The sequence below is a fragment of the Stenotrophomonas sp. BIO128-Bstrain genome (genome assembly GCF_030128875.1).
GTDB lineage: Bacteria > Pseudomonadota > Gammaproteobacteria > Xanthomonadales > Xanthomonadaceae > Stenotrophomonas > Stenotrophomonas bentonitica_A.
The window spans coordinates 154,653-178,071 of sequence record NZ_CP124620.1; the positions used below are offsets into that span (position 1 = coordinate 154,653).

At 66.3% G+C, this 23,419-nt stretch carries 18 protein-coding genes and 1 riboswitch; of the genes, 11 read left to right on the forward strand and 7 right to left on the reverse strand.

Features of this window, described 5'->3' with window-relative positions; genetic code table 11:
- The 4 genes from POS15_RS00640 to ilvC all read right to left on the reverse strand — a co-directional run bounded on the left by POS15_RS00640 (nucleotide 1) and on the right by ilvC (nucleotide 4,291).
- Entirely contained in the window at nucleotides 1-1,098 is a 1,098-nt protein-coding gene (locus tag POS15_RS00640) for a threonine dehydratase (RefSeq protein ID WP_284129675.1), read from the reverse strand.
- Between the two features lie 207 nt (nucleotides 1,099-1,305).
- The gene (locus POS15_RS00645; protein WP_019183810.1) at nucleotides 1,306-1,560 is read right to left on the reverse strand and encodes an ACT domain-containing protein; all 255 of its coding nucleotides are present in this window, start codon (nucleotides 1,558-1,560) and stop codon (nucleotides 1,306-1,308) included.
- Nucleotides 1,544-3,277: an acetolactate synthase 2 catalytic subunit gene (gene ilvG, locus POS15_RS00650; protein WP_046273524.1), complete on the reverse strand. Its 1,734-nt coding sequence runs from the start codon at nucleotides 3,275-3,277 to the stop codon at nucleotides 1,544-1,546. The genes POS15_RS00645 and ilvG overlap by 17 nt, the downstream gene beginning before the upstream one ends.
- Before the next feature lie 39 nt (nucleotides 3,278-3,316).
- Nucleotides 3,317-4,291, reverse strand: coding sequence for a ketol-acid reductoisomerase (gene ilvC / locus POS15_RS00655; RefSeq protein WP_019183812.1), 975 nt, complete (start codon nucleotides 4,289-4,291; stop codon nucleotides 3,317-3,319).
- A gap of 658 nt (nucleotides 4,292-4,949) precedes the next feature.
- Between ilvC and ggt the strand changes: the two genes are divergently transcribed.
- Nucleotides 4,950-6,668, forward strand: coding sequence for a gamma-glutamyltransferase (gene ggt, locus POS15_RS00660; RefSeq protein WP_026069875.1), 1,719 nt, complete (start codon nucleotides 4,950-4,952; stop codon nucleotides 6,666-6,668).
- A gap of 212 nt (nucleotides 6,669-6,880) precedes the next feature.
- Here ggt and POS15_RS00665 read toward each other — a convergent pair whose 3' ends face one another.
- Nucleotides 6,881-8,449, reverse strand: a complete 1,569-nt coding sequence (locus tag POS15_RS00665) for a BCCT family transporter (protein ID WP_019183813.1) — start codon at nucleotides 8,447-8,449, stop codon at nucleotides 6,881-6,883.
- Between the two features lie 287 nt (nucleotides 8,450-8,736).
- Nucleotides 8,737-8,838: riboswitch (TPP riboswitch) on the forward strand.
- A gap of 113 nt (nucleotides 8,839-8,951) precedes the next feature.
- Here POS15_RS00665 and thiC point away from each other — a divergent pair.
- The 6 genes from thiC to POS15_RS00695 all read left to right on the forward strand — a co-directional run bounded on the left by thiC (nucleotide 8,952) and on the right by POS15_RS00695 (nucleotide 18,498).
- Nucleotides 8,952-10,829, forward strand: a complete 1,878-nt coding sequence (thiC, locus tag POS15_RS00670; RefSeq protein WP_019183814.1) for a phosphomethylpyrimidine synthase ThiC — start codon at nucleotides 8,952-8,954, stop codon at nucleotides 10,827-10,829.
- Between the two features lie 98 nt (nucleotides 10,830-10,927).
- Nucleotides 10,928-11,605 carry an ion channel gene (locus tag POS15_RS00675; RefSeq protein ID WP_284128796.1) on the forward strand — a complete coding sequence of 226 codons (678 nt, stop codon included), beginning with the start codon at nucleotides 10,928-10,930 and terminating at the stop codon, nucleotides 11,603-11,605.
- 251 nt (nucleotides 11,606-11,856) lie between these two features.
- Nucleotides 11,857-14,196 (forward strand): winged helix-turn-helix domain-containing protein, encoded by a 2,340-nt coding sequence (locus tag POS15_RS00680; protein ID WP_284129608.1) that lies wholly within the window; start codon nucleotides 11,857-11,859, stop codon nucleotides 14,194-14,196.
- Nucleotides 14,197-14,309: 113 nt separating this feature from the next.
- The gene (locus POS15_RS00685; protein WP_019183817.1) at nucleotides 14,310-15,191 is read left to right on the forward strand and encodes a helix-turn-helix transcriptional regulator; all 882 of its coding nucleotides are present in this window, start codon (nucleotides 14,310-14,312) and stop codon (nucleotides 15,189-15,191) included.
- Nucleotides 15,192-15,260: 69 nt separating this feature from the next.
- Nucleotides 15,261-18,119: a TonB-dependent receptor gene (locus tag POS15_RS00690; protein WP_284128797.1), complete on the forward strand. Its 2,859-nt coding sequence runs from the start codon at nucleotides 15,261-15,263 to the stop codon at nucleotides 18,117-18,119.
- A gap of 172 nt (nucleotides 18,120-18,291) precedes the next feature.
- On the forward strand, nucleotides 18,292-18,498 hold the full coding sequence (locus POS15_RS00695) for a hypothetical protein (RefSeq protein ID WP_019183819.1): 207 nt from the start codon (nucleotides 18,292-18,294) through the stop codon (nucleotides 18,496-18,498).
- Nucleotides 18,499-18,554: 56 nt separating this feature from the next.
- Here the strand turns inward: POS15_RS00695 and POS15_RS00700 are convergent, their stop codons facing one another.
- Both POS15_RS00700 and ppa read right to left on the reverse strand, forming a co-directional pair.
- The gene (locus POS15_RS00700) at nucleotides 18,555-19,673 is read right to left on the reverse strand and encodes an HDOD domain-containing protein (protein ID WP_284128798.1); all 1,119 of its coding nucleotides are present in this window, start codon (nucleotides 19,671-19,673) and stop codon (nucleotides 18,555-18,557) included.
- A gap of 153 nt (nucleotides 19,674-19,826) precedes the next feature.
- The gene (ppa, locus tag POS15_RS00705) at nucleotides 19,827-20,363 is read right to left on the reverse strand and encodes an inorganic diphosphatase (protein WP_019183821.1); all 537 of its coding nucleotides are present in this window, start codon (nucleotides 20,361-20,363) and stop codon (nucleotides 19,827-19,829) included.
- Between the two features lie 169 nt (nucleotides 20,364-20,532).
- On the opposite strand from ppa, the gene POS15_RS00710 reads away from it, so the two are divergent.
- From POS15_RS00710 to POS15_RS00725, 4 genes are all read left to right on the forward strand, one after another.
- A complete protein-coding gene (locus tag POS15_RS00710; protein ID WP_284128799.1) occupies nucleotides 20,533-21,123 on the forward strand; it encodes a hypothetical protein in 591 nt (196 codons plus the stop codon).
- Complete coding sequence (locus tag POS15_RS00715) at nucleotides 21,120-21,596, forward strand: hypothetical protein (protein WP_284128800.1); 477 nt, start codon at nucleotides 21,120-21,122, stop codon at nucleotides 21,594-21,596. The genes POS15_RS00710 and POS15_RS00715 overlap by 4 nt, the downstream gene beginning before the upstream one ends.
- 104 nt (nucleotides 21,597-21,700) lie before the next feature.
- Nucleotides 21,701-22,201: a sigma-70 family RNA polymerase sigma factor gene (locus POS15_RS00720; protein WP_046274129.1), complete on the forward strand. Its 501-nt coding sequence runs from the start codon at nucleotides 21,701-21,703 to the stop codon at nucleotides 22,199-22,201.
- A gap of 134 nt (nucleotides 22,202-22,335) precedes the next feature.
- On the forward strand, nucleotides 22,336-23,280 hold the full coding sequence (locus POS15_RS00725; RefSeq protein ID WP_284128801.1) for a FecR domain-containing protein: 945 nt from the start codon (nucleotides 22,336-22,338) through the stop codon (nucleotides 23,278-23,280).
- Nucleotides 23,281-23,419 lie beyond the last annotated feature (139 nt).

Below are 23,419 nucleotides of genomic sequence, written 5' to 3' on the forward strand. Positions count from 1 at the left end.
TCACCAGGAGGTCTCCTCGACGGCAATGTCGGATGGGATGGCAGAGGTAGGAATCGAAACGGAAATCGGGGGTGTCGCGAGCACGGTTGGTAGGGGCGGGCGTGTTCGCTCGCTGGCGCGGCGGCGCGGTTTGCGCGGGGGGCGGGGACGGATGTCGGCCAGCAGCTGGGCCAGGACCAGCGCATCGATGTTGCCGCCGGAGACCACCGCGCACTTGCGCTTGCCGGCCACGCGGCGGCCGGCCGCCAGCGCCAGCGCGCCGGCGCCTTCGGCGATGACGTGTTCTTCCAGCGCCAACCGCACCAGGGTTTCGCGCAGCTCGGCTTCGCGGACGATGACGATATCGTCCAGCAATGCGCTGCACAGCCTGCGGGTCAGGAAACCGGGGATCTTCACCTTGACGCCGTCGGCCAGGGTAGCGACCGGGGCGATCTCACGCACGTCGCCGCGGATCGCACGGGCCATCGAATCGACGCCCTCGACCTGCGCGCCGACGATGCGTACACCCTGCGATTTCAGCGCCAGCGCGACGCCCGAAGCCAGGCCACCGCCGCCGATCGGCACGATCACCACGTCGGGCGCATGCGGGGCCAGTTCGATGCCCAGGGTGCCCTGGCCGGCGATCACGTCGGGGTCGTCGAAGGCGGACAGGAAACGGTAGCCGTGCTGGTCGGCCAGGGCGCGGGCGAAGGCGTAGGCCTCGTCGTAGCTCTCGCCGTGCTGGCGGACCGTGGCGCCCCAGTGGGCGACACCGGCAATCTTGGTGGCGGGCGCACCGTGTGGCATCACGGTGATCGCGGGGATGTTCAGACGGTAGGCGGCCCAGGCCACGCCCTGGGCGTGGTTGCCGGCGGAGGCGCAGATGACCGGGCGGTCATCGCCGCGCTCACGCCCGGCCAGCAGTGCGTTCAGGGCGCCGCGCACCTTGTACGACCCGGTGCGCTGCAGGTTTTCCAGCTTCAGCCACACGCCGAAACGTTCGGCGTAATGCAGCGGCGTGGGCGGCAGGAAGCGGCGCAGCCGCGCCTGCGCGGCCAGCACGTCGGCGACGCTTACGTCGCCTACATCCGGTTCCTGCGGGGTACGGCTAGCCGGCATCGTGCACCCGGCCACGGTGATCGTCGCCATGCGGTACGCGCTGCGACGGCGCGCCGTGGTGCGACGTCGTGCATCCTGCACGCGCACCACTTGCACATCCCTGTGCTGCGCGGTGCGACGCCATGCATCCTGCACGCGCACCACTTGCACATCCCTGTGCTGCGAGAAGAGACCTCCGTACCGGCACCGATGCAGCGGTGCGGGCGTTCATGCGGATACCCCGGGTTCCAGTGCGCTGATGCGCACCGAAACACAGTCGTAGATCTTCTCGATCTGGCGGCGCAGCGTTTCCGGTGGACGGGTGCTGTCCACCACCAGCTGCAGGTGCCAGCGGCCATCGTCGGCGGCATTGGGCGCGCCGGCGATCGCGCGCGGCGCGAAGCCGCGGCGTTCGGCCATGCCGATCACGCGCAGCAGCGCGCCTTCGGCCGGGGTCAGCACCAGGTCAAGCCGGTATTGCATTGGGGAACTCCTGGGACTGATGGGCGGGGTTGCTTTCCAGCATCGTGCTGTTGGCGTTGTTGGGCGGCACCAGCGGCCACACGTTGGCACGGGCATCGATGGCCACATGCAGCAGCGCCGGGCCGGGCTGGGCCAGCATCGCGGCCAGGCCACCTTCGACATCGTCACGTGCTTCAATGCGCGTGGCCGGAATGCCGAACACCTGCGCCAGCGCAGCGAAGTCCGGGTTGTCGGACAGATCGATCTCGCTGTAGCGCTCGGCGAAGAACAGCTCCTGCCACTGGCGGACCATGCCCAGCGAGCTGTTGTCCAGCAGCACGATCTTCACCGGCAGGCGGCAGCGGGCGATGGTGACCAGCTCCTGCACGTTCATCATGAAACTGCCATCGCCGGAGACCAGCACCACGGTGCGGTCGGGGCAGGCGAACTGCGCGCCCATCGCTGCCGGCAGGCCGAAGCCCATCGTGCCCAGCGCGCCGCTGGTCAGGTGGTTGCGTGGGTGGTTGAAGCGGCAGTGCTGGGCGACCCACATCTGATGCTGGCCGACATCGCAGGCGATGATCGCGTCGCTCGGGGCCAGTTCGCTCAGGCGCTTCAGCAGCGCCGGTGCATAGATGTGCTTGCCCGGTGCGTCGTAGCGCGGCGCGAAGCGTTCACGATGGCCCTGGCAGCGCTTCGCCCAGGCCTCCTGCGTGGCCGGGGCGGTGGCCGCGGCGGTCAGGGCGCGCAACGCCGTACCCACGTTGCCCGGCACCGCGATGTCGGCGGTGCGCAGCTTGGAGATTTCGTACGCGTCGGCATCGATATGCACGACGCGCGCAAACGGAGCGAACTCGTTCAACTTGCCGGTGGCGCGGTCATCGAAACGGGCGCCGACCACCACCAGCAGATCGCTTTCCTGCACCGCCATGTTCGCCGCGCGGGTACCGTGCATGCCCAGCATGCCCAGGTAGTGCGGATGCTGCGGCGGCAGCGCACCCAGCCCGCGCAGGGTCAGCACGGTCGGGATCGCCGTGGCCTCGACGAAGGCACGGAAGTCCTCCACCGCATCGCCCAGCGCCACGCCACCACCGGCATAGATCACCGGCTTCTCGGCCTCGGCGATGGCGGCGATGGCATGCGCGATGGCCTCGTCCTGCGGCGCAGGCGGTGCCACCACGGTGGAGGGGACGTGGTCGGGCAGATGCGACGCATCGGCGACCTGCACGTCCTTGGGCAGATCGATCAGCACCGGACCCGGGCGACCCTCGCGGGCGATCCTGAACGCATCGGCGACCACCTGCGGCAGGTCATCGACCGAGCGCACCAGCCAGCTGTGCTTGACGATCGGCAGGGTCAGCCCGAACACGTCCAGTTCCTGGAACGCGTCGGTGCCCAGCAGCGGGGTGGCGACCTGGCCGGTGATGCAGACCATCGGCACCGAATCCAGCATCGCATCGGCGATGCCGGTGACCAGGTTGGAGGCGCCCGGGCCGGAGGTGGCGACGCAGACGCCGACCCGGCCACTGGCGCGGGCGAAGCCGTTGGCAGCCAGGGCGGCGCCCTGCTCGTGGCGGACCAGGATGTGCTTCAGCCCGGAATCCACCAGGGCGTCGTAGAACGGCATGATGGTGCCGCCCGGATAGCCGAACAGCGTATGCACGCCCTCGGCTTCCAGGGCCTGCGTCAACCAGCGTGCGCCGTTGCGGGGCGCGGTGCTGTGTGCGGAGGTGTTCATGCGGTGACCTTTACGAAAGCGGGTGGGGGAGCCGCGCGTTTACGCGGCTTGACTTTGCAACCAGACCATCTTGGCGCGCAGTTCCTTGCCTACCTTCTCGATCGGGTGCTCCAGGTCGGCCTGCTTGAACTTGTTGTAGTTCGGCAGGCCCGCTTCGTACTCGGCCACCCAGTTCTTGGTGAAGGTGCCGTTCTGGATGTCGGTCAGCACGTCCTTCATGCGCGCCTTGGTACCGGCATCGATGACGCGCGGGCCGCTGACGTAGTCGCCGTACTGCGCGGTCTCGGAGATGAATTCCAGCATGCGGGTGATGCCGCCTTCGTAGAACAGATCCACGATCAGCTTCAATTCGTGCAGTACTTCGTAATAGGCGATTTCCGGCTGATAGCCGGCTTCGACCAGGGTTTCGAACCCGGCCTGGACCAGTGCCGAAGCACCGCCGCACAGCACGGCCTGTTCGCCGAACAGATCGGTCTCGGTCTCTTCCTTGAAGGTGGTCTGGATCAGGTTGGCGCGCGCGCCGCCCAGACCACCGGCGTAAGCCAGGGCGAACTCGGCGGCCTTGCCGCTCTTGTCCTGGTAGACCGCCCAGATGCACGGTACGCCGCGGCCGATTTCATACTCGCGACGGACCAGCGCACCCGGGCCCTTCGGTGCGACCAGCACCACGTCCAGATCCTCGCGCGGGGTGATCATGTCGAAGTGGACGTTCAGGCCATGCGCGAACAGCAGCACCGCGCCCTGTTTCATGTTCGGTGCGAGCACATCTTCGTAGAGCTTCTTCTGCACCATGTCCGGGGTCAGCACCGCGACCAGATCGGCATCCTTCACCGCTTCGGACGGCGCTTTGACGGTGAAGCCGTCGGCCTGTGCCTTGACCTCGGTCGGACCGCCCGGGCGCAGCCCGACGACGACATCGAAACCGGATTCACGCAGATTCAGCGCGTGCGCGCGGCCCTGGCTGCCGTAGCCGACAACAGCGATCTTGATCTGGGGCAGGTCGTTGGTGCTCATGGGGGAGGTCCTTTGGAGGCAAGAAAAAAGAGGGCCGACGGTCAGCGACGCGTCGGCCCATCAGGGGAAGGGGTGGCACCGGCCTGGCCGCGACCACACGCGAACGCACCCGCCGTGGGGGCGGTGGGCGTCGGCTGGCTCGGGGCGGGCTGGCGGGTCATGGTGGAAGGCAACTCGGAGGGGAGGATGGAAAACAAAGGGTTCTGAAACGAAAAAACCCGCACCTGGTCGGGTGCGGGTTTTGATGGATACCTGGCAGTCTTGCTTACACGCCGGTCCGTCCCGCACCTGTTGGTTGGGTAATAAGTACGAGGACGAGAAGCGAATGGATCGCGGCCGCGCCGGGGTCGGCGTGCTGGATGGATTCGCGGGTGGCTGTGCGCTGCAACATGAGATCGAGAAAACCACACGGGTTTTGGCGGTGTCAACCCTGGCAGGACAATTTCCATCGGTTTCGTCTGCATCCACCGCAATGCCCCGCCAGACAAGGATGGTTGCGGCTGAAAGCGTTCCGGTGAACCGGAATTCAGTATTTTGGCGCTGTCGATTGCGCGGATCCGGGGCCGATTTCCACCCCGGCACATGACCATTGTGGGATGCCATCACAGGGCATCTGCCGCCACCATCGATGTCGCTACCATCCTTCAGGAATTCCCCCGTGTCCCCACGCCTCGCCCGCGGCCTGCTCGCCGCCGCCCTGCTGTCCACGCTGCCCGCCGCGGCGATCGCCGCCGACCGGATCACCGGCCACACCTTCGCCACGCGCTCGGAGGTGATCGCCCCGCACGCGATGGCCGCCACCTCCCAGCCGTTGGCCACGCAGATCGCCCTGGACGTGATGAAGTCCGGTGGCTCGGCCGTGGATGCCGCGATCGCCGCCAACGCTGCCCTCGGCCTGATGGAGCCGACCGGCAATGGCGTCGGTGGCGACCTGTTCGCGATCGTCTGGGACCCCAAAACCGAGAAGCTGTATGGCTACAACGGCTCGGGGCGCTCGCCCAAGTCGCTGACCCTGGCCGAGTTCCAGCGCCGCGGCCTGAAGGAAATCCCCGCCACCGGCCCGCTGCCGGTCTCGGTGCCCGGCGCGGTGGACGGCTGGTTCGCCCTGCATGACCGTTTCGGCCGCAAGCCGATGGCCGACAACCTCGCCCCGGCGATCCGCTACGCCCGCGAAGGTCACCCGGTCGCCGAGGTCATCGCCTACTACTGGGACCGCTCGGTGCCGCGGCTGTCCAGGTACCCCGGCTTCACCGAGCAGTTCACCATCGACGGCCACGCCCCGCGCAAGGGCGAGATGTGGAAGAACCCAAACCTGGCCCACACCCTGGAGCAGATCGCCCAGGGCGGTCGCGATGCCTTCTACAAGGGCGACATCGCCCGCACCATCGGCACCTACTTCAAGGCCAACGGCGGCTACCTGAGCTATGACGACATGGCCAGCCACCACGGCGAGTGGGTGGAGCCGGTCAGCAGCAACTACCGTGGCTATGACGTGTGGGAACTGCCCCCGAACAGCCAGGGCATCGCGGCGCTGCAGATCCTCAATGTGCTCGAAGGCTACGACTTCTCCAGGATTCCCTTTGGCTCACCCGAACACGTGCACCTGTTCGTGGAGGCCAAGAAGCTGGCCTTCGCCGACCGCGCGCGCTTCTACACCGACCCGGCCTTCCATCCGGCCCCGGTCGACCGGCTGATCTCCAAGGGCTACGCCGCCGAGCGCCGCAAGCTGATCTCGATGGACAAGGCGCTGAGCGAAGTGCAACCGGGCACGCCCAAGCAGCTGCAGGAAGGCGACACGATCTACATGACCGTGGCCGATGCCGACGGCATGATGGTCTCGCTGATCCAGTCCAACTACCGCGGCATGGGCAGCGGCATGGCGCCCCCGGGCCTGGGCTTCATCCTGCAGGACCGTGGCGAAATGTTCGTGCTGCAGAAGGATCATCCGAACGGGTATGCACCTGGCAAGCGTCCGTTCCAGACGATCATTCCGGGGTTCGTCACCAAGGATGGCAAGCCGTGGATGAGCTTCGGGGTGATGGGCGGCGCGATGCAGCCGCAGGGCCATGCGCAGATCGTGATGAACATGGTCGACTTCGGGATGAATCTGCAGGAGGCCGGCGATGCGCCGCGCATCCAGCATGAGGGCTCGACCGAGCCAACCGGGCAGGCGACGGCGATGAGCGATGGCGGCGAGGTGAATCTGGAAACGGGCTTCCCGTACGAGACGGTGCGGGCGCTGATGCGCAAGGGCCACCGTGTTGTGTTTGCGGATGGCCCGTATGGCGGGTATCAGGCGATCCTGCGTGATCCGGAGACCGGGGTGTATTACGGGGCGTCGGAAAGCCGCAAGGATGGGCAGGCGGCGGGCTACTGATTTTCTCGCACTCCGTAGTGCCGACCGTTGGTCGGCACTAGCGCAGAGCAGAGCGTAGAGCAGGACGCTTCGGGGCTTCGGGGGGGCGGTGCGCATGGCAAATGCGCATATGGCCGAAGCGGTAGAGCCACGCCATGCGTGGCTCCTCTCACTGCAACCCACCCGCCCCGTCCACCGATAGCCCGGAAGGCGGGACGCTTCAAGCGTTCAGCTCAAGGCGCCCGAGCTGCCTCATCGCGCGTTTCTTCCTGCGCCGCGATTTCCCGCTCGATCCACTCATCCATCAACCGCCGCGCGCGCTGTGCACGGCGTCGCTGCAGCGCATGCTCCATGTCCAGCACCCGGTACAACGACCACATCACCGCCAACATCAATAACGCAAACGGCAGTGCCGCGATCGTGATCATCCCCTGCAGCGCATTGAGGCCACCGGCCAACAGCAGCACGCCCGCGATCAACGCAATCGCCACTCCCCACACCATCCGGCGCGCCAGCGGCGGATCACCGGATTCCTCGGTCGACATCGTCGCCAGCACCAGCACCGCCGAATCGGCCGAGGTCACGAAGAAGATCATTAACAGCACCAGCGCGATTGCCGACAACACCATCGGCATCGGCAGGCTGTCGAACATGGTGAACAACACCGTCTCATAGCCATTGCCCAGCGCCTGCGCCAGGTCCACGTGGCCGAAGATCTGCGACCACAGCGCGGTGCCGCCGAATACCGAGAACCACAGGAAGCCCAGCACGCTCGGTGCGATCACCACGCCCAGCACGAACTCACGGATGCTGCGCCCACGCGAGACGCGGGCGATGAACGAGCCCACGAACGGTGCCCATGCAATCCACCAGGCCCAGTAGAAGATCGTCCAGTCCGCCACCCAGGTGCTGCCCGAGAACGGTGACATGCGCAGGCTCATGGTGACCAGCGAATTGAGGTAGGAGCCGATCGTGGTGGTGAACGTATCGAAGATGAAACCGGTGGGCCCCAGCACCATCACCAGCGCCAGCAGTACCGCCGCCAGACCCAGGTTGAAGTTGGAGAGCCACTTGATGCCACGGTTGACGCCGCTGGTGGTGGAGGCCATGTACAGCACGAACGCCACCGCGATGATGGTCAGCTGCACCGGTACCGAGGCCTGGATGCCGAACACGCGCTCGAGACCGGCGGCGATCTGGATCGTGCCGAAGCCCAGCGTCGTTGCCACACCGATCGCCGTGGCGACCACTGCAGCGACGTTGACGACAGTGCCCATCCAGCCCCGGTGATGCGCACCGATGATCGGCTGCAGCAGATCACTGATCAGCCCGCGGCCGTTGCGGTTGAACTGGAACCACGCCATCGCCAGGCCGATCAGGGCGTAGATCGCCCAGGGGTGCAGGCCCCAATGGAAGAACGCATAGCGCATCGATGCGCGCGCCGCCTCCATGCTTTGCGGGGCCAACCCTTCCGGTGGCTTCACGAAATGCGAGATCGGCTCGGCCGCGCCCCAGAACACCAGGCCGATGCCCATGCCGGCCGCGAACAGCATCGACATCCAGCTCGCGTTGGAGAAGTCGGGTTCGGCGTCTTCGCCGCCGATGCGCAGTGAACCGAAGCGGCCGAAGGCCAGGTACATCAGGAACGACAGGGTAATGAACACCACCAGCAGGTACAGCCAGCCGGTACTGCGGATGATGGTGGACAGGCCGCTCTGGACGACCTCGTTGAAGGGGCCCGGCGCGAGGCCGGCGATCAGCACCAGCAGTGCAACCAGTGCGATGGAAATGCGGAACACCATGCAGGCGTGTCTCCGATCAGTAGGGGCGAGCCGAGGCTTGCAATCTCCAGCGGCACGGCGGCAACGACTGGGGCGGATCAAGCCGGTCGAGGCCGGTCAGTACGGACGTCAATGGCGTCGAACAATGCGCAATGCGCGCGTGATCGGGACGCTACCCCCGATCGCACCGCATACCGCGCTGCAGCATCGTAGTGCATCGGATGTCGGCACGCTGTTCACACCCAGGGCCAAGCAGCTTGGTTGGTCTGCCCCAGCGCGCCGAGGGTCACCGCTTTGTGCTCTAATTCGCCCCGAAGCGGGGGTACCGCGGCCCAGTGGCCAAGGTTGAGACAGTCCCTTCGAACCTGATCCGGTTGATACCGGCGTAGGGAAGCTTCGCAATTGCTGATGCACTGCGCCGTAGGGCTGCCCCGCCCGAAGACCGCCCGTGTTGCGTCTGCCGTGCGCCGCCGCTTCGTCCGTTCCGCCCATTCCCGGGCGGGACCCGATCCAGGACGACGTCATGAACGCAGCGCTTTCCTCCCTGCAGCAGCAGGCCCAGCAATTGTCCGAATCGGTCACCCGCCCGATTCCCGGCTCACGCAAGATCCATGTGCCCGGCTCACGCAGCGACCTGCAGGTGCCCATGCGCGAGATCGTGCTGACCCGCACGCCGACCCTGTTTGGTGGGGAAGAGAACGCGCCGGTCACCGTGTATGACACGTCCGGCCCGTATACCGATCCGAATGCGCGGATCGACCTCTCCGTGGGGCTGCCGCCGTTGCGTGCCGGCTGGGTGGCCGAGCGGGGCGATACCGATGTGCTCGACGGCCTGAGCTCGGCGTTTGGCCGCTCCCGCGAAACCGATGCGCGCCTGGATGCGGTGCGCTTCCCGTCGCGGCTGCAGCCACGGCGCGCGCGGGCCGGTGCCAACGTCACCCAGATGCACTACGCACGCCGCGGCATCATCACCCCGGAAATGGAATTCGTCGCCATCCGCGAAAACCAGCGTCTCGAGGCCATCGTCGATGCCGCGCTGCTCAGGCAGCATCCCGGCGAAGCCTTCGGCGCGTCCATCCCGGCGCGCATCACACCGGAATTCGTCCGCGATGAAATCGCCCGCGGCCGTGCGGTGCTGCCCAACAACATCAACCACCCGGAAAGCGAACCGATGATCATCGGCCGCAACTTCCTCACCAAGATCAACGCCAACATCGGCAACAGCGCGGTTTCCTCGGGCATCGCCGAGGAAGTGGAAAAGCTGGTCTGGGCGATCCGCTGGGGCGGTGACACCGTGATGGACCTGTCCACCGGCAAGCACATCCACGAGACCCGCGAATGGATCCTGCGCAACTCGCCGGTGGCCATTGGCACCGTGCCGATCTACCAGGCACTGGAAAAGGTCGATGGCCGCGCGGAGGAACTCACCTGGGACATCTTCCGCGACACGCTGATCGAGCAGGCCGAGCAGGGCGTGGACTACTTCACCATCCATGCCGGTGTGCTGCTGCGCTATGTGCCGTTGACCGCCGGGCGCGTGACCGGGATCGTCTCGCGGGGCGGCTCGATCATGGCCAAGTGGTGCCTGGCACACCACAAGGAAAACTTCCTGTACACCCACTTCGAAGACATCTGCGAGATCATGAAGGCCTACGACGTGACCTTCTCGCTTGGCGACGGCCTGCGCCCGGGGTGCATCGCCGACGCCAACGACGCGGCGCAGTTCGGTGAGCTGGAAACGCTGGGTGAGTTGACCAAGATCGCCTGGAAGCACGACGTGCAGACCATGATCGAAGGCCCCGGCCACGTGCCGATGCAGCTGATCAAGGAAAACATGGACAAGCAGCTGCGTGAGTGCGGTGAGGCGCCGTTCTACACACTCGGCCCGCTGACCACCGATATCGCCCCGGGCTATGACCACATCACCAGTGCGATCGGCGCGGCCATGATCGGCTGGTACGGCACGGCGATGCTCTGTTACGTCACGCCGAAAGAGCACCTGGGGCTGCCCAACCGCCAGGACGTGCGCGACGGCATCATGGCCTACCGCATCGCCGCGCACGCCTCGGACCTGGCCAAGGGCCATCCCGGCGCGCAGGTGCGTGACAACGCGCTGAGCAAGGCACGCTTCGAATTCCGCTGGGAAGACCAGTTCCATCTCGGGCTGGATCCGGAGAAGGCCAAGGAGTTCCACGACGAAACGCTGCCCAAGGACGCGCACAAGCTGGCCCACTTCTGCTCGATGTGCGGCCCGCACTTCTGCTCGATGAAAATCACCCAGGACGTGCGTGACTATGCAGCGGGGCAGGGCCTGGATGAGCGCACGGCGCTGGAGGCCGGCATGGCCGAGAAGTCGGCACAGTTCCGCGATCTGGGCGCAGAGGTGTACCGGCAGGAGTAACGCATCGGCCGGGGCGGGCGCGCCCGTCCCGGCCATCATCCGGCGCGCGCACGATTCCGGCTAAGCTCGGCGCGACCAGGCAGGGGTGGGGGACCACAATGGCGATAGCACGCAGCACCAAATGGCTGGCCATCGCGCGCCGGCATCCCTCGGCCTGGTTGTTGGCCGTGCAGCTGCTGGGCGTGCTGCTTTACCCCGCGATGGACGAGGCCGGCGCCAGCCGCGCGCTGTTCGGCGCGTTCGGCATCGCCGTGCTCGGCCTGGCGCTGTGGGTGGTGCGGCGCAGTCCGCTTGGAATGTGGGTGGCGCTGGTGCTGGCGATTCCCTCGGTGGTGTTCTCCATTGCAGGCGCCCTGCTGGAGCGCCCTGCACTGGTCATCACCGCACAGCTGCTCGAATGCCTGCTGTATTTCTATACGGCCGGCAGCCTGATCGCCTACATGCTGCAGGACCACAAGGTGACCCGTGACGAACTGTTCGCTGCGGGCGCCACGTTCACGCTTTTGGCCTGGGCCTTCGCCTTCGCGTTCGCGGTCTGCCAGCAGTGGTACCCGGGCAGTTTCGTGGCGACCAGCGAGAGCGAATTGAGGACCTGGATGGAGCTGCTTTATCTCAGCTTCAGCTTGTTGTCCGGGGTGGGGTTGAGCGACGTCGTGCCGATCCATTCCCAAGCGCGTGCATTGGTAATGCTGGAGCAGTTTTCAGGCGTGATGTACGTCGCCCTGGTGGTCTCGCGGCTCGTCGGGCTGACCATGCTGGCGCGTGCACGAAACTGAATCCAGGATAAAAAATTCGCGCCAGAAGGCGCGAATGGTGATGCGATTTATGTGAATTCATCGGCGAGAGAGAGCCTGTCGTCACCCGCGCGCATAGGCGTGGTTAACCGGCATAGGCTAGTATTCGCGCGCCTTGGTGTTTTTGCGGTTTGCGCCGATGGCGTGTGCGGAATCTGGCGGTTCGTCTGGCTGTATCGATTGTGACGATCGCGTGAATTCCAGTGGTTTTTTTGCATTTCCACGTGTTCTGGATGATCAGCAACGACAGTGAGCGCCCCTCCGCCGATGTGATTCGAATCGGCGACTTCATCGTCACTTTCTCCTCGCGGGAAGTGATGAGCGAAGGCATGCGTCGCCCACGTCGGCTCACACCCAAGGCGCTGGGCGTGCTCAGGATGCTGCTGCGATCGCCGGGCGCGGTCGTGACCCGGGATGAACTGTTCGCGGAGGTCTGGCCGGATACCCTGCCGACCAACGACGTGCTGACCCAGGCGGTGACCCAGCTGCGCAAGGCGTTCGCCAGCGATGATGACGCGGCCGCGCCCTATATCGAAACCATCGCCAAGACCGGTTACCGGCTTCTGGTGGCCGTCAGCGTGGTCGAGGATGCGGCGCCTGCACTGCTGATCGAGCCTGACCTCCAGCAGCCGGCCGCAAGCGTGCTCACCGTGGCTGAAGTGCCTGCGGCATTGCCGCCGGTGCTGACCGAGCTGGACCCGATCAAACGCCGTCGGCGTCGCCTGCGTCGCTATGCGGTGGTGGCGGTCGGCATGGCGATGCTGGTGGCGCTGCTGGTGATGGCGGGAATGCTGATGCAGCGCGATCCGCCCGCCTCGGCGGTGGACGCGGCGGTGGAAGATGGCACGCGGGTGATCGGCAGCCCGCAGCGGCCTTACCGGCTGATCACCGCAACGGCAGGGTTCGAGACGTATCCCACATTGTCCCCGGATGGATCGCAGATCGCCTATGAGGTCGATGTGCCCAGCCGCCCGGGCAGCGTCATCAAAGTGCAGACCTCCGGCAATACGCCTGCACGCCTGTTGGTCGAGCCTCCCAAGGGAATGTCGGACCGGTTCCCGAGCTGGTCGCCCGACGGTCGTGAGATTGCGTTCGCCCGGTTCGGCCCTGCCGAGAGTTGCGAAGTGCTGATCGCCAGCGCGACCGGCGGCGCAGTGCGCCATGTCACCCGGTGCGACGGTACCGAACTGCTCAGCTTCGATTGGACGCCCGATGGGCGGGGTCTGGTGTTCGGCTCGCTGTCCGGCCGGTATGCGCAGCGCGGTATCCGCACCCTTGATATCGCCAGCGGACGATGGCAGTCGCTTGATTACGATCTCGGCCGTGACAACTTCGAATACGCGCCACGCTATTCGCCGGACGGTCGCTGGATCGTGTTCGTCCGCAATCCCCAGATCGGCGATCTGTGGCGGATGCCTGCCGAAGGAGGCACCCCGGAGCAGCTGACCGACGATTCGGCGGAGATCCGTGGCTGGGCCTGGCGCAGCGACAGCCGCCACCTCGTGTTCGGCCGCCGCGTCGACAGCGAATCGCGCCTGTATGAACTGGACACCGACACCCGCGTGCTGCGTGATGTCGGCCTAGACGATGCGCAGTCGCCGACCGTTTCGCGCACCGGCGACATGCTCGCCTTCGTGCACCGCCGCCCGCAGTTCGGCCTGTTCCGGGTTCCGGTGACGGCCGGGGGGCTGGGCGCACCGGAGCGCTTGTTCCCCTCCAGTGGACGCGATGCGCAGCCGATGGTGTCGCCGGATGGCCAGCAGATCGTGTTTTCGTCGGACCGTTCGGGCAGCTACGCGCTGTGGTGGGCCGACATGCAGCGGCCGGATTCGCTGCGTCCGATCGAAGGGCTGCGGCCTGAGGCGCGCCAGTCCTCCGACTGGTCGCACGACGGTAAACGCGTGCTGGTGCTGGGCCGCGATGAACATGCCAACCCCGGCATCTATGAGGTGTCTCCGCGCGATGAGCAGACCGTGCGCCTGCCCGTGCCGGTACGGCAGCCGCTGCAGGCGCTGTACGGCAGGGATGGGCAGCAGCTGCTGGTGGTGGAGCGCGACCGTGACGAACGCATGCGCTTGTCCCTGTTCGATCGCAGCGTGACGCCATGGCGCCTGCTCGGCAGCATCGAAGGGGTCTCGCAGGCACGCTATGACATCGCCGGCGAACGTGTGCTGTTCACCCGCCTCTCGGCCGGGGGCCTGTGGCAGGCCGATGCCGCCCTGTCGCCGGGCAGCATCCGCCAGATCAGTGAAGACCGGCCCACGCGCTGGCGCTATCGCACCTGGACCGTATCGGCGCAGGGAAGCATCGACTACCTGTCCAACCGTGCCGATTGCGCGACTGTATTCACGCGCATCGCACAGCCGGTCGCCGACCAGGAGCACTGCCTGGACGCAGAGCGGCTGAGTGCCAGCAATGGATTCAGCGCGGGCCCGGGCGGCGAAGCGCTGTACCTGGCGCTGGCCGTGGCCGACGGCACGGACATTGGCGTGATGTCGCTTCCCGAACGCGTCCCGTCGCTGTTCCCCGGCTTCGTCAAGTCCATGATTTTCAAGACGAAAGACCCTTCGTAAGTTCTTCGTAAGGTTCTCGCCTCGAATTCGGATCAATCTCGCCAGGACTTCCTGAGGCAGTGGCCTGATTTGGCAACACTGCAGGCCAGCAAAGGCAAACTCACGGTGTCGTCATGCGTCAGCTCTCCCTGGCCGATCGCGGTCAAGCGCTCTCTCTGGACAAGGTCGTCGACGACGGTCCCTTGCCAACCTGCCTTGGCGTGGCCCGCCTGGGCAGCCTGCAGAGCCCTGGCACGACCTTCACGGTCTGGATCCAGCTGCGCGGCAGCGCATGGGTGGAATCCAAAGAGGGGCGCTTCCGGCTGCGCCAGCGTGAGTGGATCGCCTTCGAAAAGGAATCCCGCCCGATGGTCCAGGCCGGTCGCGATGGCCTGTGCATCGGCCTGAGCCTGGCCCCGGACGCACTGCGCGCGCTGGGTGAGCTTACCGACTGCAGCCTCTACGCCGGCCGCGGCAGCATGAGCCGCAGCGATGCCCGTGTCGCCCTGCGCCTGTGGCGTGATGTGCTGGCCAGCGGCCACCCGACCCAGGCGCTGCGCCCGGTGCTGTTGCACCTGGCGGCCCTGCAGCAGGGCATGGCGACCGGAGTGCAGCGTTGCCCGGGCCGCTCCCGCAGCCGCAAGCGCCAGGTGTTTGGACGCATGCAGCGCGCGCGCCTGTATCTGGAGGGCAACAGCCACCGGGTGGTGCGCATCGGGGAGCTGGCCGAGCTGACCAACTTCTCCAGCTGGTACCTGTCCAAGACGTTCCAGAGCCTGTATGCCGAGAGTCCGCAATCGCTGTCCGCGCGCCTGCGCCTGGAGCGGGCCGCCGATCTGCTGCGCGATACGGACATGATGGTGGGCGAAGTGGCGGCCGCCAGCGGATTTGACAACTGCTGCAGCTTCGCACGGGCGTTTCGGGCCCGCTTCGGGTTGTCTGCGTCACGCTATCGTGAGGCCGGTGCGAATCTCTCGCCAGATTCGGCAAAGTCTTCGGTTGTCTCCCGCAAATAATTCACTGCAACGCAATCGTAACTTTCCGAGGCGTTTTTAACACGCTACTAACGTACCTCGGAGAGATAAATGAATTTTCGTACTCCCGCAGTGCGGCTGGGCCTTCTGCCCGCCGGCATTGCGCTTGCCCTGACGCCGGCCTTTGCTTCGGCTCAGGAAGCAAGCGGCACGACCGACCTGGACCGCATCCAGGTCACCGGTTCGCGTATCCGTCAGGCCAGCACTGAAACCGCGCAGCCGGTGATCGCGCTGCAGCGCGCCGACATCGAGAAGCAGGGCTTCACCAGCGTCGCCGACATCGTGCAGAACCTGTCGGCCACCGGCTCGCCGGCGATCAGCCGCGCCGATGCGCTGTCCTCGGGCGAAGAAGTCGGCGGCCAGTACGTCGACCTGCGCAACCTCGGCCCGGAGCGCACCCTGGTGCTGCTCGACGGCAAGCGCATGGGCGTCAGCTCCGGCGGCTACACCGACCTGGCCTCGATCCCGACCTCGGTCGTGGAGCGCATCGAAGTGCTGACCGACGGCGCCTCGGCGATCTACGGTTCCGACGCGATCGCCGGCGTGGTGAACATCATCACCCGCAAGAATTTCGACGGCCTGGAAGCCAGCGTCTACAAGGGCCAGTACGGCCAGGGCGACGGCGACAAGACCACCTACAACTTCGTCTACGGCCAGACCGGCGATCGCGGTTCGATCACCCTTGGCGCCGAGTACAGCGAAGAAGAGCCGGTTCTGGCCAAGAACCGTCGCTACAGCGCCTCTGCCAACGGCTATCGTCATCCGGTTCCGACCGACGACGACACCAACGGCTGGAGCGCGATCACCGAAAAGGGCGTGCTGGTTACCGATGATGGCAACTACGTCCTGAACCCGGGCGGCGCGTCGAACAACTTCGGCGACTACCACGAGCTGGGCAACGCCGATCTGTCCAACCCGTCGCAGCAGATGTACCTGTCGACCGGCATCAAGCGTCGTTCGGTCTTCTCCAACGGTCAGTTCGACTTCACCGACAACATCCGCGGTACCGCCAGCGTCCTGTACACCGAACGCGAAGCGCTGCAGCAGATCGCCGGCTACCCGTACCGTTCGGCCGCCTACGACACCCAGATGGACGCCAACAGCGTCTTCAACCCGCTCGATACCGACGTTGATTTCATGCGTCGTACGTGGGAAGTGCCGCGCCAGACCAAGTCCGAGCTCAACACCTTCCGCTTCAGCGGTGGTCTGGAAGGCTCGTTCGAGTTCGCCGACAAGTACTTCGACTGGGATGTGGGCTACGTCTACAACCGCAACAAGGGCGTCAAGACCGGCACCGGCAACCTGTTCATTCCGAACGTGAAGAATGCCGTGGGCCCGTCGTACCTGGATGCCAACGGTATCGCCCAGTGCGGTACCGCTGCTGCTCCGATCGCCGGCTGCACCCCGTGGAACCCGCTGCTGCCGTACGGCTCCACCGCCGACGGTTCGCTGTCCAACCCGGACCTGCAGAAGTACCTGTTCCTGCCGACCCACGATACCTCGCTGACCACCAGCAAGGTCTACAGCGCCAACCTGAGCGGCGCCATCGTGACCCTGCCGGCCGGTGACCTGTCCTTCGCGACCGGCTACGAGCACCGCGAAGAAGACGCCGAGTACAACCCGGATGCACTGCTGCAGTCGGGCCTGAGCACCGACCTGGCCGGTGCGCCGACCGCCGGTGGCTACAAGCTGGACGAGTTCTACCTGGAACTGAACGTGCCGATCCTCGCCGATCTGCCGTTCGCCAAGGAACTGTCGGTCGACATGGCCGGCCGTTACTCGGACTACAACACCTTCGGCGACACGGTGAACTCCAAGTTCGGCCTGAAGTGGAAGCCGATCGACGACCTGCTGGTCCGTGGCACCTATGCCACCGGCTTCCGTGCGCCGACCGTGGCCAACCTGTACGGTGGCACCTCGCAGAGCTTCGACAAGTACACCGACCCGTGCGACACCTTCTTCGGTGCTGCCGTGCGCAACCCCGACGTCGCTGCCCGTTGCGGCGGCGCCGTGCCGGCCAACTTCCGTCAGGAAGCGTCGGGTGGCATCGATGCCACCGGCCCGGGCGCACAGTCGAACTATCCGTACCTGTCCGGTTCCAATGACGGCCTGCTGCCGGAAACCTCCAAGACCTGGACCGTCGGCCTGGTGTACAGCCCGAACTTCGTGCAGGGCCTGGACGTCAGCCTGGACTGGTGGAAGATCCGCATCGACAACGTCATCGCGGCGGAGTCGGTCACCTCGATCCTCAACCAGTGCTACGTGCTGAACAACGCCAACGCCTGTGACCGTGTCACCCGTGACACCGATTCGGGCCAGGTCGTCGACGTGACCCGTACGCTGATCAACGGCGGCTACCAGGAAACCGCAGGTTACGACCTGGGTATCCGTTACCGTCTGCCGGAACTGTCCTTCGGCAACATCGTCATCGACTGGAAGACCACCTATGTGGACTACCTCGAGTACAAGCGCGACAACGAAGCTGAAACCGCCGTCGAGCAGCACACCGGCTGGGGCACGGGCGACTGGGGCGGCAACTTCCGCGTCCGTTCCAACCTGAACATCGATTGGAGCCTGGGCAACTTCGGCGTCAACTGGGGCATGCGTTACTACTCCGGTCTGAAGGAAGAGTGCGCCTACGATCGCGAAGGCGGTCCGGAGTGCAACAACCCGAGCTACTCCTCGGCCTACACGCTGGCGATCCCGGTGCGCAACACCGGCTCGAACACGTTCCATGACCTGCAGGTGCGTTACAACACCCCGTGGGATGCCACCATCTCGGCTGGCGCGAACAACGTGTTCAACCACGAAGGCCCGGTGATGTACAGCCAGCCGAACTCGAGCTTCTCCTACTACGGCGGCTTCGACATCGGTCGGTTCTACTACCTGAAGTACACCCAGCGCTTCTGATCCATCGAAGCAATGGCGTAAAAAAAGGAGGGCGGGCCGCAAGGTCCGCCCTCTTTGCGTTGTGGGGTAGGGAAAGTCTGAGTTTCAGCGAACGGTGATCCGCCTCACAATTCGAGCGGAAATGCAGTTGATACCGTCAATCGGTCCAATCGTGGACGATTGAGAGATCGATATGAAAATGACGCTCGCTCAGAAGATTTCCGCTGTTCTGCTTGCCTCCCTGGCAACCGCGGCCAGTGCGTCGCCCGGCCTGATCATCTGCGGGGGAGGGCGCTACTGCGAAGACGTCCGCATCGAATGCCTCGCCGACGGTGGCTCGGCCGCCATGTGCGAGCGCCTGTGGCGCTTGTGCGTGCTGGACGCCTGTCCGCAGCGCTGAAACGACGATGGCGCGCCACGGGGCGCGCCATCCTTCAAGCATGCTCCGCCCCACACTCAGGCGTCGCTGGCCACCAGCCCCATCAGTGCGTTGGCGTGATCGCGCCACTGCGGGAGCTTGTTGAGCACGCCGGCCCGCTGCAGATACTCCTCGTCGACCGGGTCGCCGTTGATCAGCGCCAGGGCCACGTGGACCGCACCGGTCACCCAGAAGCTGCGGGTGGTGGAGCGATGCGGCTGCAGGTGGAACGCCACGGCTTCGATGATCGGCATCGGCAGGCCCCACAGCCCCAGCAGGTAGGCGCCCGCCTCGGCATGGCCGGGGCGATTGTCGGCCGCGTCTTCGGGCGTGCGCTCGTTGCGCACGCCCGGCAGCAGCAGGCCGATGTCGGCCAGCAGGGCCGCGGTGGCGCCCAGTTCGGCGCTGGAATCGGGCAGCAGTTTGGCGGCCAGGCGCGAGGCCAGCAGTGCGCGCTGCTGCAGCGAGTTGCGCTCGGCACCGGACAGCGGTTGGGCCGAGAACACTTCGCTGGCCAGCACCAGGTCGCGCAGGGTCGACAGTCCCAGTCGGGTCACGGCGGTGCGCAGGTCGGAAATGATCCGGCCGCTGTTGAAGAACGCCGAGTTGGACAACTGCAGCACCTTCGCCGCGATGGCCGGGTCGGCCGCGACCAGCTTGGCCACGTCGGCGGTATTGGTGTCGTCGTCGTGTTCCAGCGCCTGGGTGAGGGACAGATACAGGTGCGGTGGCGAGGGCAGCTTCTCGATCCGGCCGATGGCACTGCGCAGGCGCGCGCTGTCGAGCAGTTCGCGCAGCTCTTCCAGGCTGGTCAGCGCTTCGAGCAGCACTTCCGGGGCCAGCGGCATCGGCAGGAAGCGGTGGGCGACACCGATCAGGCGCGCCGGCGGCGGGCGGTTGCCGTGCTCGGCATCCACCAGTGCGATGCGGATGGTCTCAGGGCGCAGCGTGCGGATCTGGCCGAGCAGCGTGGTGGCGTTGAGATCGGGCAACTGCGGGCACACGATCACCGTATCCACCGGCGAGCCGGCAACGATGCCCATGGCGCTCTGGCCATCGGCGGCGGTCAGCGGTTGCCACTCTTCCCCAAGATCGGCAATGAATTCCAACAGCTCAGCCGACAGGCTGGCTTCGTCCCCAACAAGCAGAATGCGCACGACACGGTCCCCTGGCTGACCACGGTGAAACGCACCGTGGACGGTGTGAAGAGACGCAATGTACCCAATCCGGCACGAATAGTGATGTGCCGCATTGGAAAAACGTGATGCACATCGCTCCGGCAGGCGGTGCCGGAGCGATGCCGGTCAGTCTCAGGCGATGTTGCCGAGGTAGCGCTGGTGCGCTTCGACCAGGATCTTCTTGGCTTCGGCGGCGCCGCCCCAGCCATCGAGCTTGACCCACTTGCCCTTTTCCAGGTCCTTGTAATGCTCGAAGAAGTGGCCGATGCGCTCCAGCCAGTGGCTGGACACCTGCTCGATGTCTTCCACGTGGGCATAGCCACTGAAGACCTTGGAGATCGGCACGGCCAGGATCTTTTCGTCGCTGCCGGCCTCATCGCTCATCTTGAGCACGCCGACCGGACGGCAACGCACCACCGAGCCCGGGACCAGCGGCAGCGGCAGCACCACCAGCACGTCGGCCGGATCGCCGTCGCCGCACAGGGTGCTCGGCACGTAGCCGTAGTTGCAGGGGTAGCGCATCGGGGTGGAGAGGATGCGGTCGACGAAGATCGCGCCGGTTTCCTTGTCCACTTCGTACTTCACCGGCTCGGAATCCTTCGGGATCTCGATGATGACGTTGATTTCTTCCGGCGGGTTCTTGCCCGGCGAAACGAGTTCCAGACCCATGGGTGTGCTCCAGCTGAGAGGGGGTAGGGCGCAAAGTCCGCCATTTTATGCCTTTGCCGGCCAACGTGCAGCGGCCCGGCCGCCGGGGCGCCGAATCGGTCCGCCCGGCAGGGAAGAATCGCCACACGGTGGCCCCTTCCATCCCGACGCGGCGCTGGGTTGAGGCCTGATGGCCGAGCCCGGCGCCGCTGGCGATCATGGCATGGAACCCACTCCGAGCCTGGCGATGCCCAAGATGACCCCGATGGCCGGCCTTTCGATGGCGGCGGCACTCTGCCTGGTGGCCCCGGCCGCCGAGGCCCATGCCTCGTCCAGACCGTACGTGGACCTGGTCGACTTTCCCTACAAGGAGGCGAACTGGGACCGTTTCTACGCCCTCGAGGGCCACTTGATGCGGGAGTTTCATGACCTGTGCGGCGTCACCTATTGCCAGGGTGTCTATGCCAACCATGTCCTGCTGCAGTTCCGCTGTTCGGTGCACGCGGCCACGGGCACCGTGACGGAATGCGCGCTGGTCATTGCGGCCGGCAACCTGGAGGTGGACGCCGCCACCGGCAAGGTCATGCCAGACAACCGTACCTGGGCGTGCGCCGTGCCACTGGCCCCGCATACGCCTGTGGAGGCCCTGCATGCCGCCCTGGGACGTCGTGACGCGTTGATCCTGCCGCTGCCGGGTACCGGACGGTCGGTCCATGACGCGCTTCTGGGCTGCCTCGGCGAAGGCGGTTCGCTTGCCGCGTCCCACAGGAGACACCCATGAACCGCTTCCTCGCGAGCGTCGCGCTTGTACTTGCAGCCGCCAGCTTCCCGGCAGGGGGCACCACTGCGGAGACCTTCATCGATGCGCGCAGCTATCCGACCCCGGCCGCCGGCCGGGAGCGCTTCCTCGCGCTGGAAACGCGACTGGTCCGCGGCTTCGATGAGGTCTGCGGCGATACCTTCTGCGAAGGGGAGTATCACAACCTGCAGTCACTGCGTTTCCGCTGTTCGGTCAACGCCGCCGATGGCGGTGTGGAGGAGTGCGTATGGACGTTCACCGGCAGCACCGCGCAGGTGGATGGATCGAGCGGGCGGATCATCGTCGATGCGCGCAGCTGGGCCTGCCCCGTCCCGCTGGCCGCCAGGACGCCCCTGCCGATACTGCTCCAGGCCTTGGAACAGGACGATCCACTGCACGTGCGGCTGCCCGGCACCACGACCAGTCTCTACGAAGGGCTGACCGGATGCCTGTGACCGGCATGAGGCTTGGCCAAACGTGACTCATTCTCATTTGCGGAGTAACATGCCGCGCCTTACGGGTTGCCGTCTCCCTGCGGTCCCGCTTTGTGCACTGGCCCATGTCCTCCAACGCCACCACTCTCACCGAGCTGTTGATACGCGAACGCCCGGCGCTGCTGCGCCTGGTGCAGCGCATTCTGGGCAGTGATGGCGGCGCGGAGGATGTGATCCAGTCAATCTGGTTCAAGGCCCGGGGTGTCGACGGCGGCCAGCCGATCAGCAACCCCCGGGCGTACCTGTATCGGCTGGCGGCGAATCTGGCCACCGACCACGGCCGTGAGCGCACGCGACGCACGCGCCTGTTGGCCGAGCATTACCTGTGGGGGCCGGACGAGGTGCTCTCCACCGAAGAGCAGGCGATGGCGCAGGACGAACTGCAGCGCGTGCTGGCGGCGGCCGAACATCTTCCCGAGCCGACCCGCACGATCTTCCGCCTCAACCGCCTGCAGGGCATGACCCAGGTCGAGGTCGCCAAGCGCCAGGGCGTGTCGGTGACGACCGTCGAAAACCACGTGCGCAGCGCCTTGCAGCGCCTGGCTTGGGCGCGCAGCGGGCGCTGAGCGGCGCGCATCCGGGCTTGGGGAAGCCCGTTTCCCATCCGTCTTGATCATAATGCCGACCCTTCCGGCCTCTTCTTCGTCCGCGCGCGCCTGCGCACCCACTGCCAGCCATGAGCCCGCACGAACAGCCTCCGATGTCCCGACCCTTGCCACCGTCCGACCCTGCTGCCGTCCAGGCCCGCGCCTGGATTGCCTGGCTGGCCTCCGGTGCGGTCGAGCCCGGGCAGATGCAGGCCTTCGAGCAGTGGTTGGCCGAGCCGGACAACCGGCGCACCTTCGAATACGAACGCCAGCTGTGGCGCAGCCTCGGGCCGCAACCGGCCCCGGCGGTGGTGGCCAGCCGGCCGCCGCGCCGCCTGCGCTGGCCCGCCGTTGGCGCGGCCACGGCCGCCTTGGTGGCGTTGGCCTGGGTGGCGCCGGAAGCCTGGTTGCGGCTGCAAGCCGATCACCGCAGCGGCACGGCCATCCACTCCGTGGTGCTTCCCGATGGCAGCCGCGCCGTGCTTGATGCCGACAGCGCCATCGCCATCCGCTACGACGGGCAGGTGCGGCGCATCGCGCTGCTGCGCGGCCAAGCGTGGTTCCAGGTGACACCCGACGCGGCGCGCCCATTCCAGGTGGATGCGCAGGGCGGGGTGATCGAGGACATTTCCACGGCGTTCGCGGTCGCACGCGAAGGCGACCACGTGGACACCGTCGTGGCGCAGGGCCGGGTCCGGGTCGCGGCGGCCGATCGGGGTGGCTGGACCTATCTGGACGCGGGCCAGCGTGCGCGCTTCGCACCGGGCGGGCGGGTCACGCGGCAGGAAGACGTCGCGCTGGACACGATCGCGGCCTGGCGTGAGGGCGAACTGCTGCTCGACGCAACCGGGGTGGAAGAGGCGGTGCGGCGCATCGCGCGCTATCGGTCCGGGCCCACCTTCGTGCGCGGGGATCTGGCCAGTCTGCCCGCGATCAATGCGGCCTTCCGCATCGACCGACCGGAGCAGGCCCTGGATGCCCTGGCGGTCAGCGCCGGGTTGAGCGTGACCCGCCTGCCGATGGGCGTGGCGATCGTGGCACCGGCCACCCACCCGTAGCGCGGCGGCCTGCTGCGGAGGCGGCGTGGCGTGCGTCCAGTCGGGGGCGGCGCATTGGTCTTGGGGCAGCGACCTGTTCGTTCGTCTTACCCGGCATAACGTACCCGCCGCCGCCACGTACGTCCGCTGCATCCGCACC

Coding starts and splice junctions, on each gene's coding strand:
- POS15_RS00640 (WP_284129675.1), bottom strand. CDS start 1,098: ATGCCGGCTAGCCGTACCCCGCAGGAACCGGATGTAGGCGACGTAAGC.
- POS15_RS00645 (WP_019183810.1), bottom strand. CDS start 1,560: ATGCAATACCGGCTTGACCTGGTGCTGACCCCGGCCGAAGGCGCGCTG.
- ilvG (WP_046273524.1), bottom strand. CDS start 3,277: ATGAACACCTCCGCACACAGCACCGCGCCCCGCAACGGCGCACGCTGG.
- ilvC (WP_019183812.1), bottom strand. CDS start 4,291: ATGAGCACCAACGACCTGCCCCAGATCAAGATCGCTGTTGTCGGCTAC.
- POS15_RS00665 (WP_019183813.1), bottom strand. CDS start 8,449: ATGGTGTTCCGCATTTCCATCGCACTGGTTGCACTGCTGGTGCTGATC.
- thiC (WP_019183814.1), top strand. CDS start 8,952: ATGAACGCAGCGCTTTCCTCCCTGCAGCAGCAGGCCCAGCAATTGTCC.
- POS15_RS00675 (WP_284128796.1), top strand. CDS start 10,928: ATGGCGATAGCACGCAGCACCAAATGGCTGGCCATCGCGCGCCGGCAT.
- POS15_RS00680 (WP_284129608.1), top strand. CDS start 11,857: ATGATCAGCAACGACAGTGAGCGCCCCTCCGCCGATGTGATTCGAATC.
- POS15_RS00685 (WP_019183817.1), top strand. CDS start 14,310: ATGCGTCAGCTCTCCCTGGCCGATCGCGGTCAAGCGCTCTCTCTGGAC.
- POS15_RS00690 (WP_284128797.1), top strand. CDS start 15,261: ATGAATTTTCGTACTCCCGCAGTGCGGCTGGGCCTTCTGCCCGCCGGC.
- POS15_RS00695 (WP_019183819.1), top strand. CDS start 18,292: ATGAAAATGACGCTCGCTCAGAAGATTTCCGCTGTTCTGCTTGCCTCC.
- ppa (WP_019183821.1), bottom strand. CDS start 20,363: ATGGGTCTGGAACTCGTTTCGCCGGGCAAGAACCCGCCGGAAGAAATC.
- POS15_RS00710 (WP_284128799.1), top strand. CDS start 20,533: ATGGCCGAGCCCGGCGCCGCTGGCGATCATGGCATGGAACCCACTCCG.
- POS15_RS00715 (WP_284128800.1), top strand. CDS start 21,120: ATGAACCGCTTCCTCGCGAGCGTCGCGCTTGTACTTGCAGCCGCCAGC.
- POS15_RS00720 (WP_046274129.1), top strand. CDS start 21,701: ATGTCCTCCAACGCCACCACTCTCACCGAGCTGTTGATACGCGAACGC.
- POS15_RS00725 (WP_284128801.1), top strand. CDS start 22,336: ATGTCCCGACCCTTGCCACCGTCCGACCCTGCTGCCGTCCAGGCCCGC.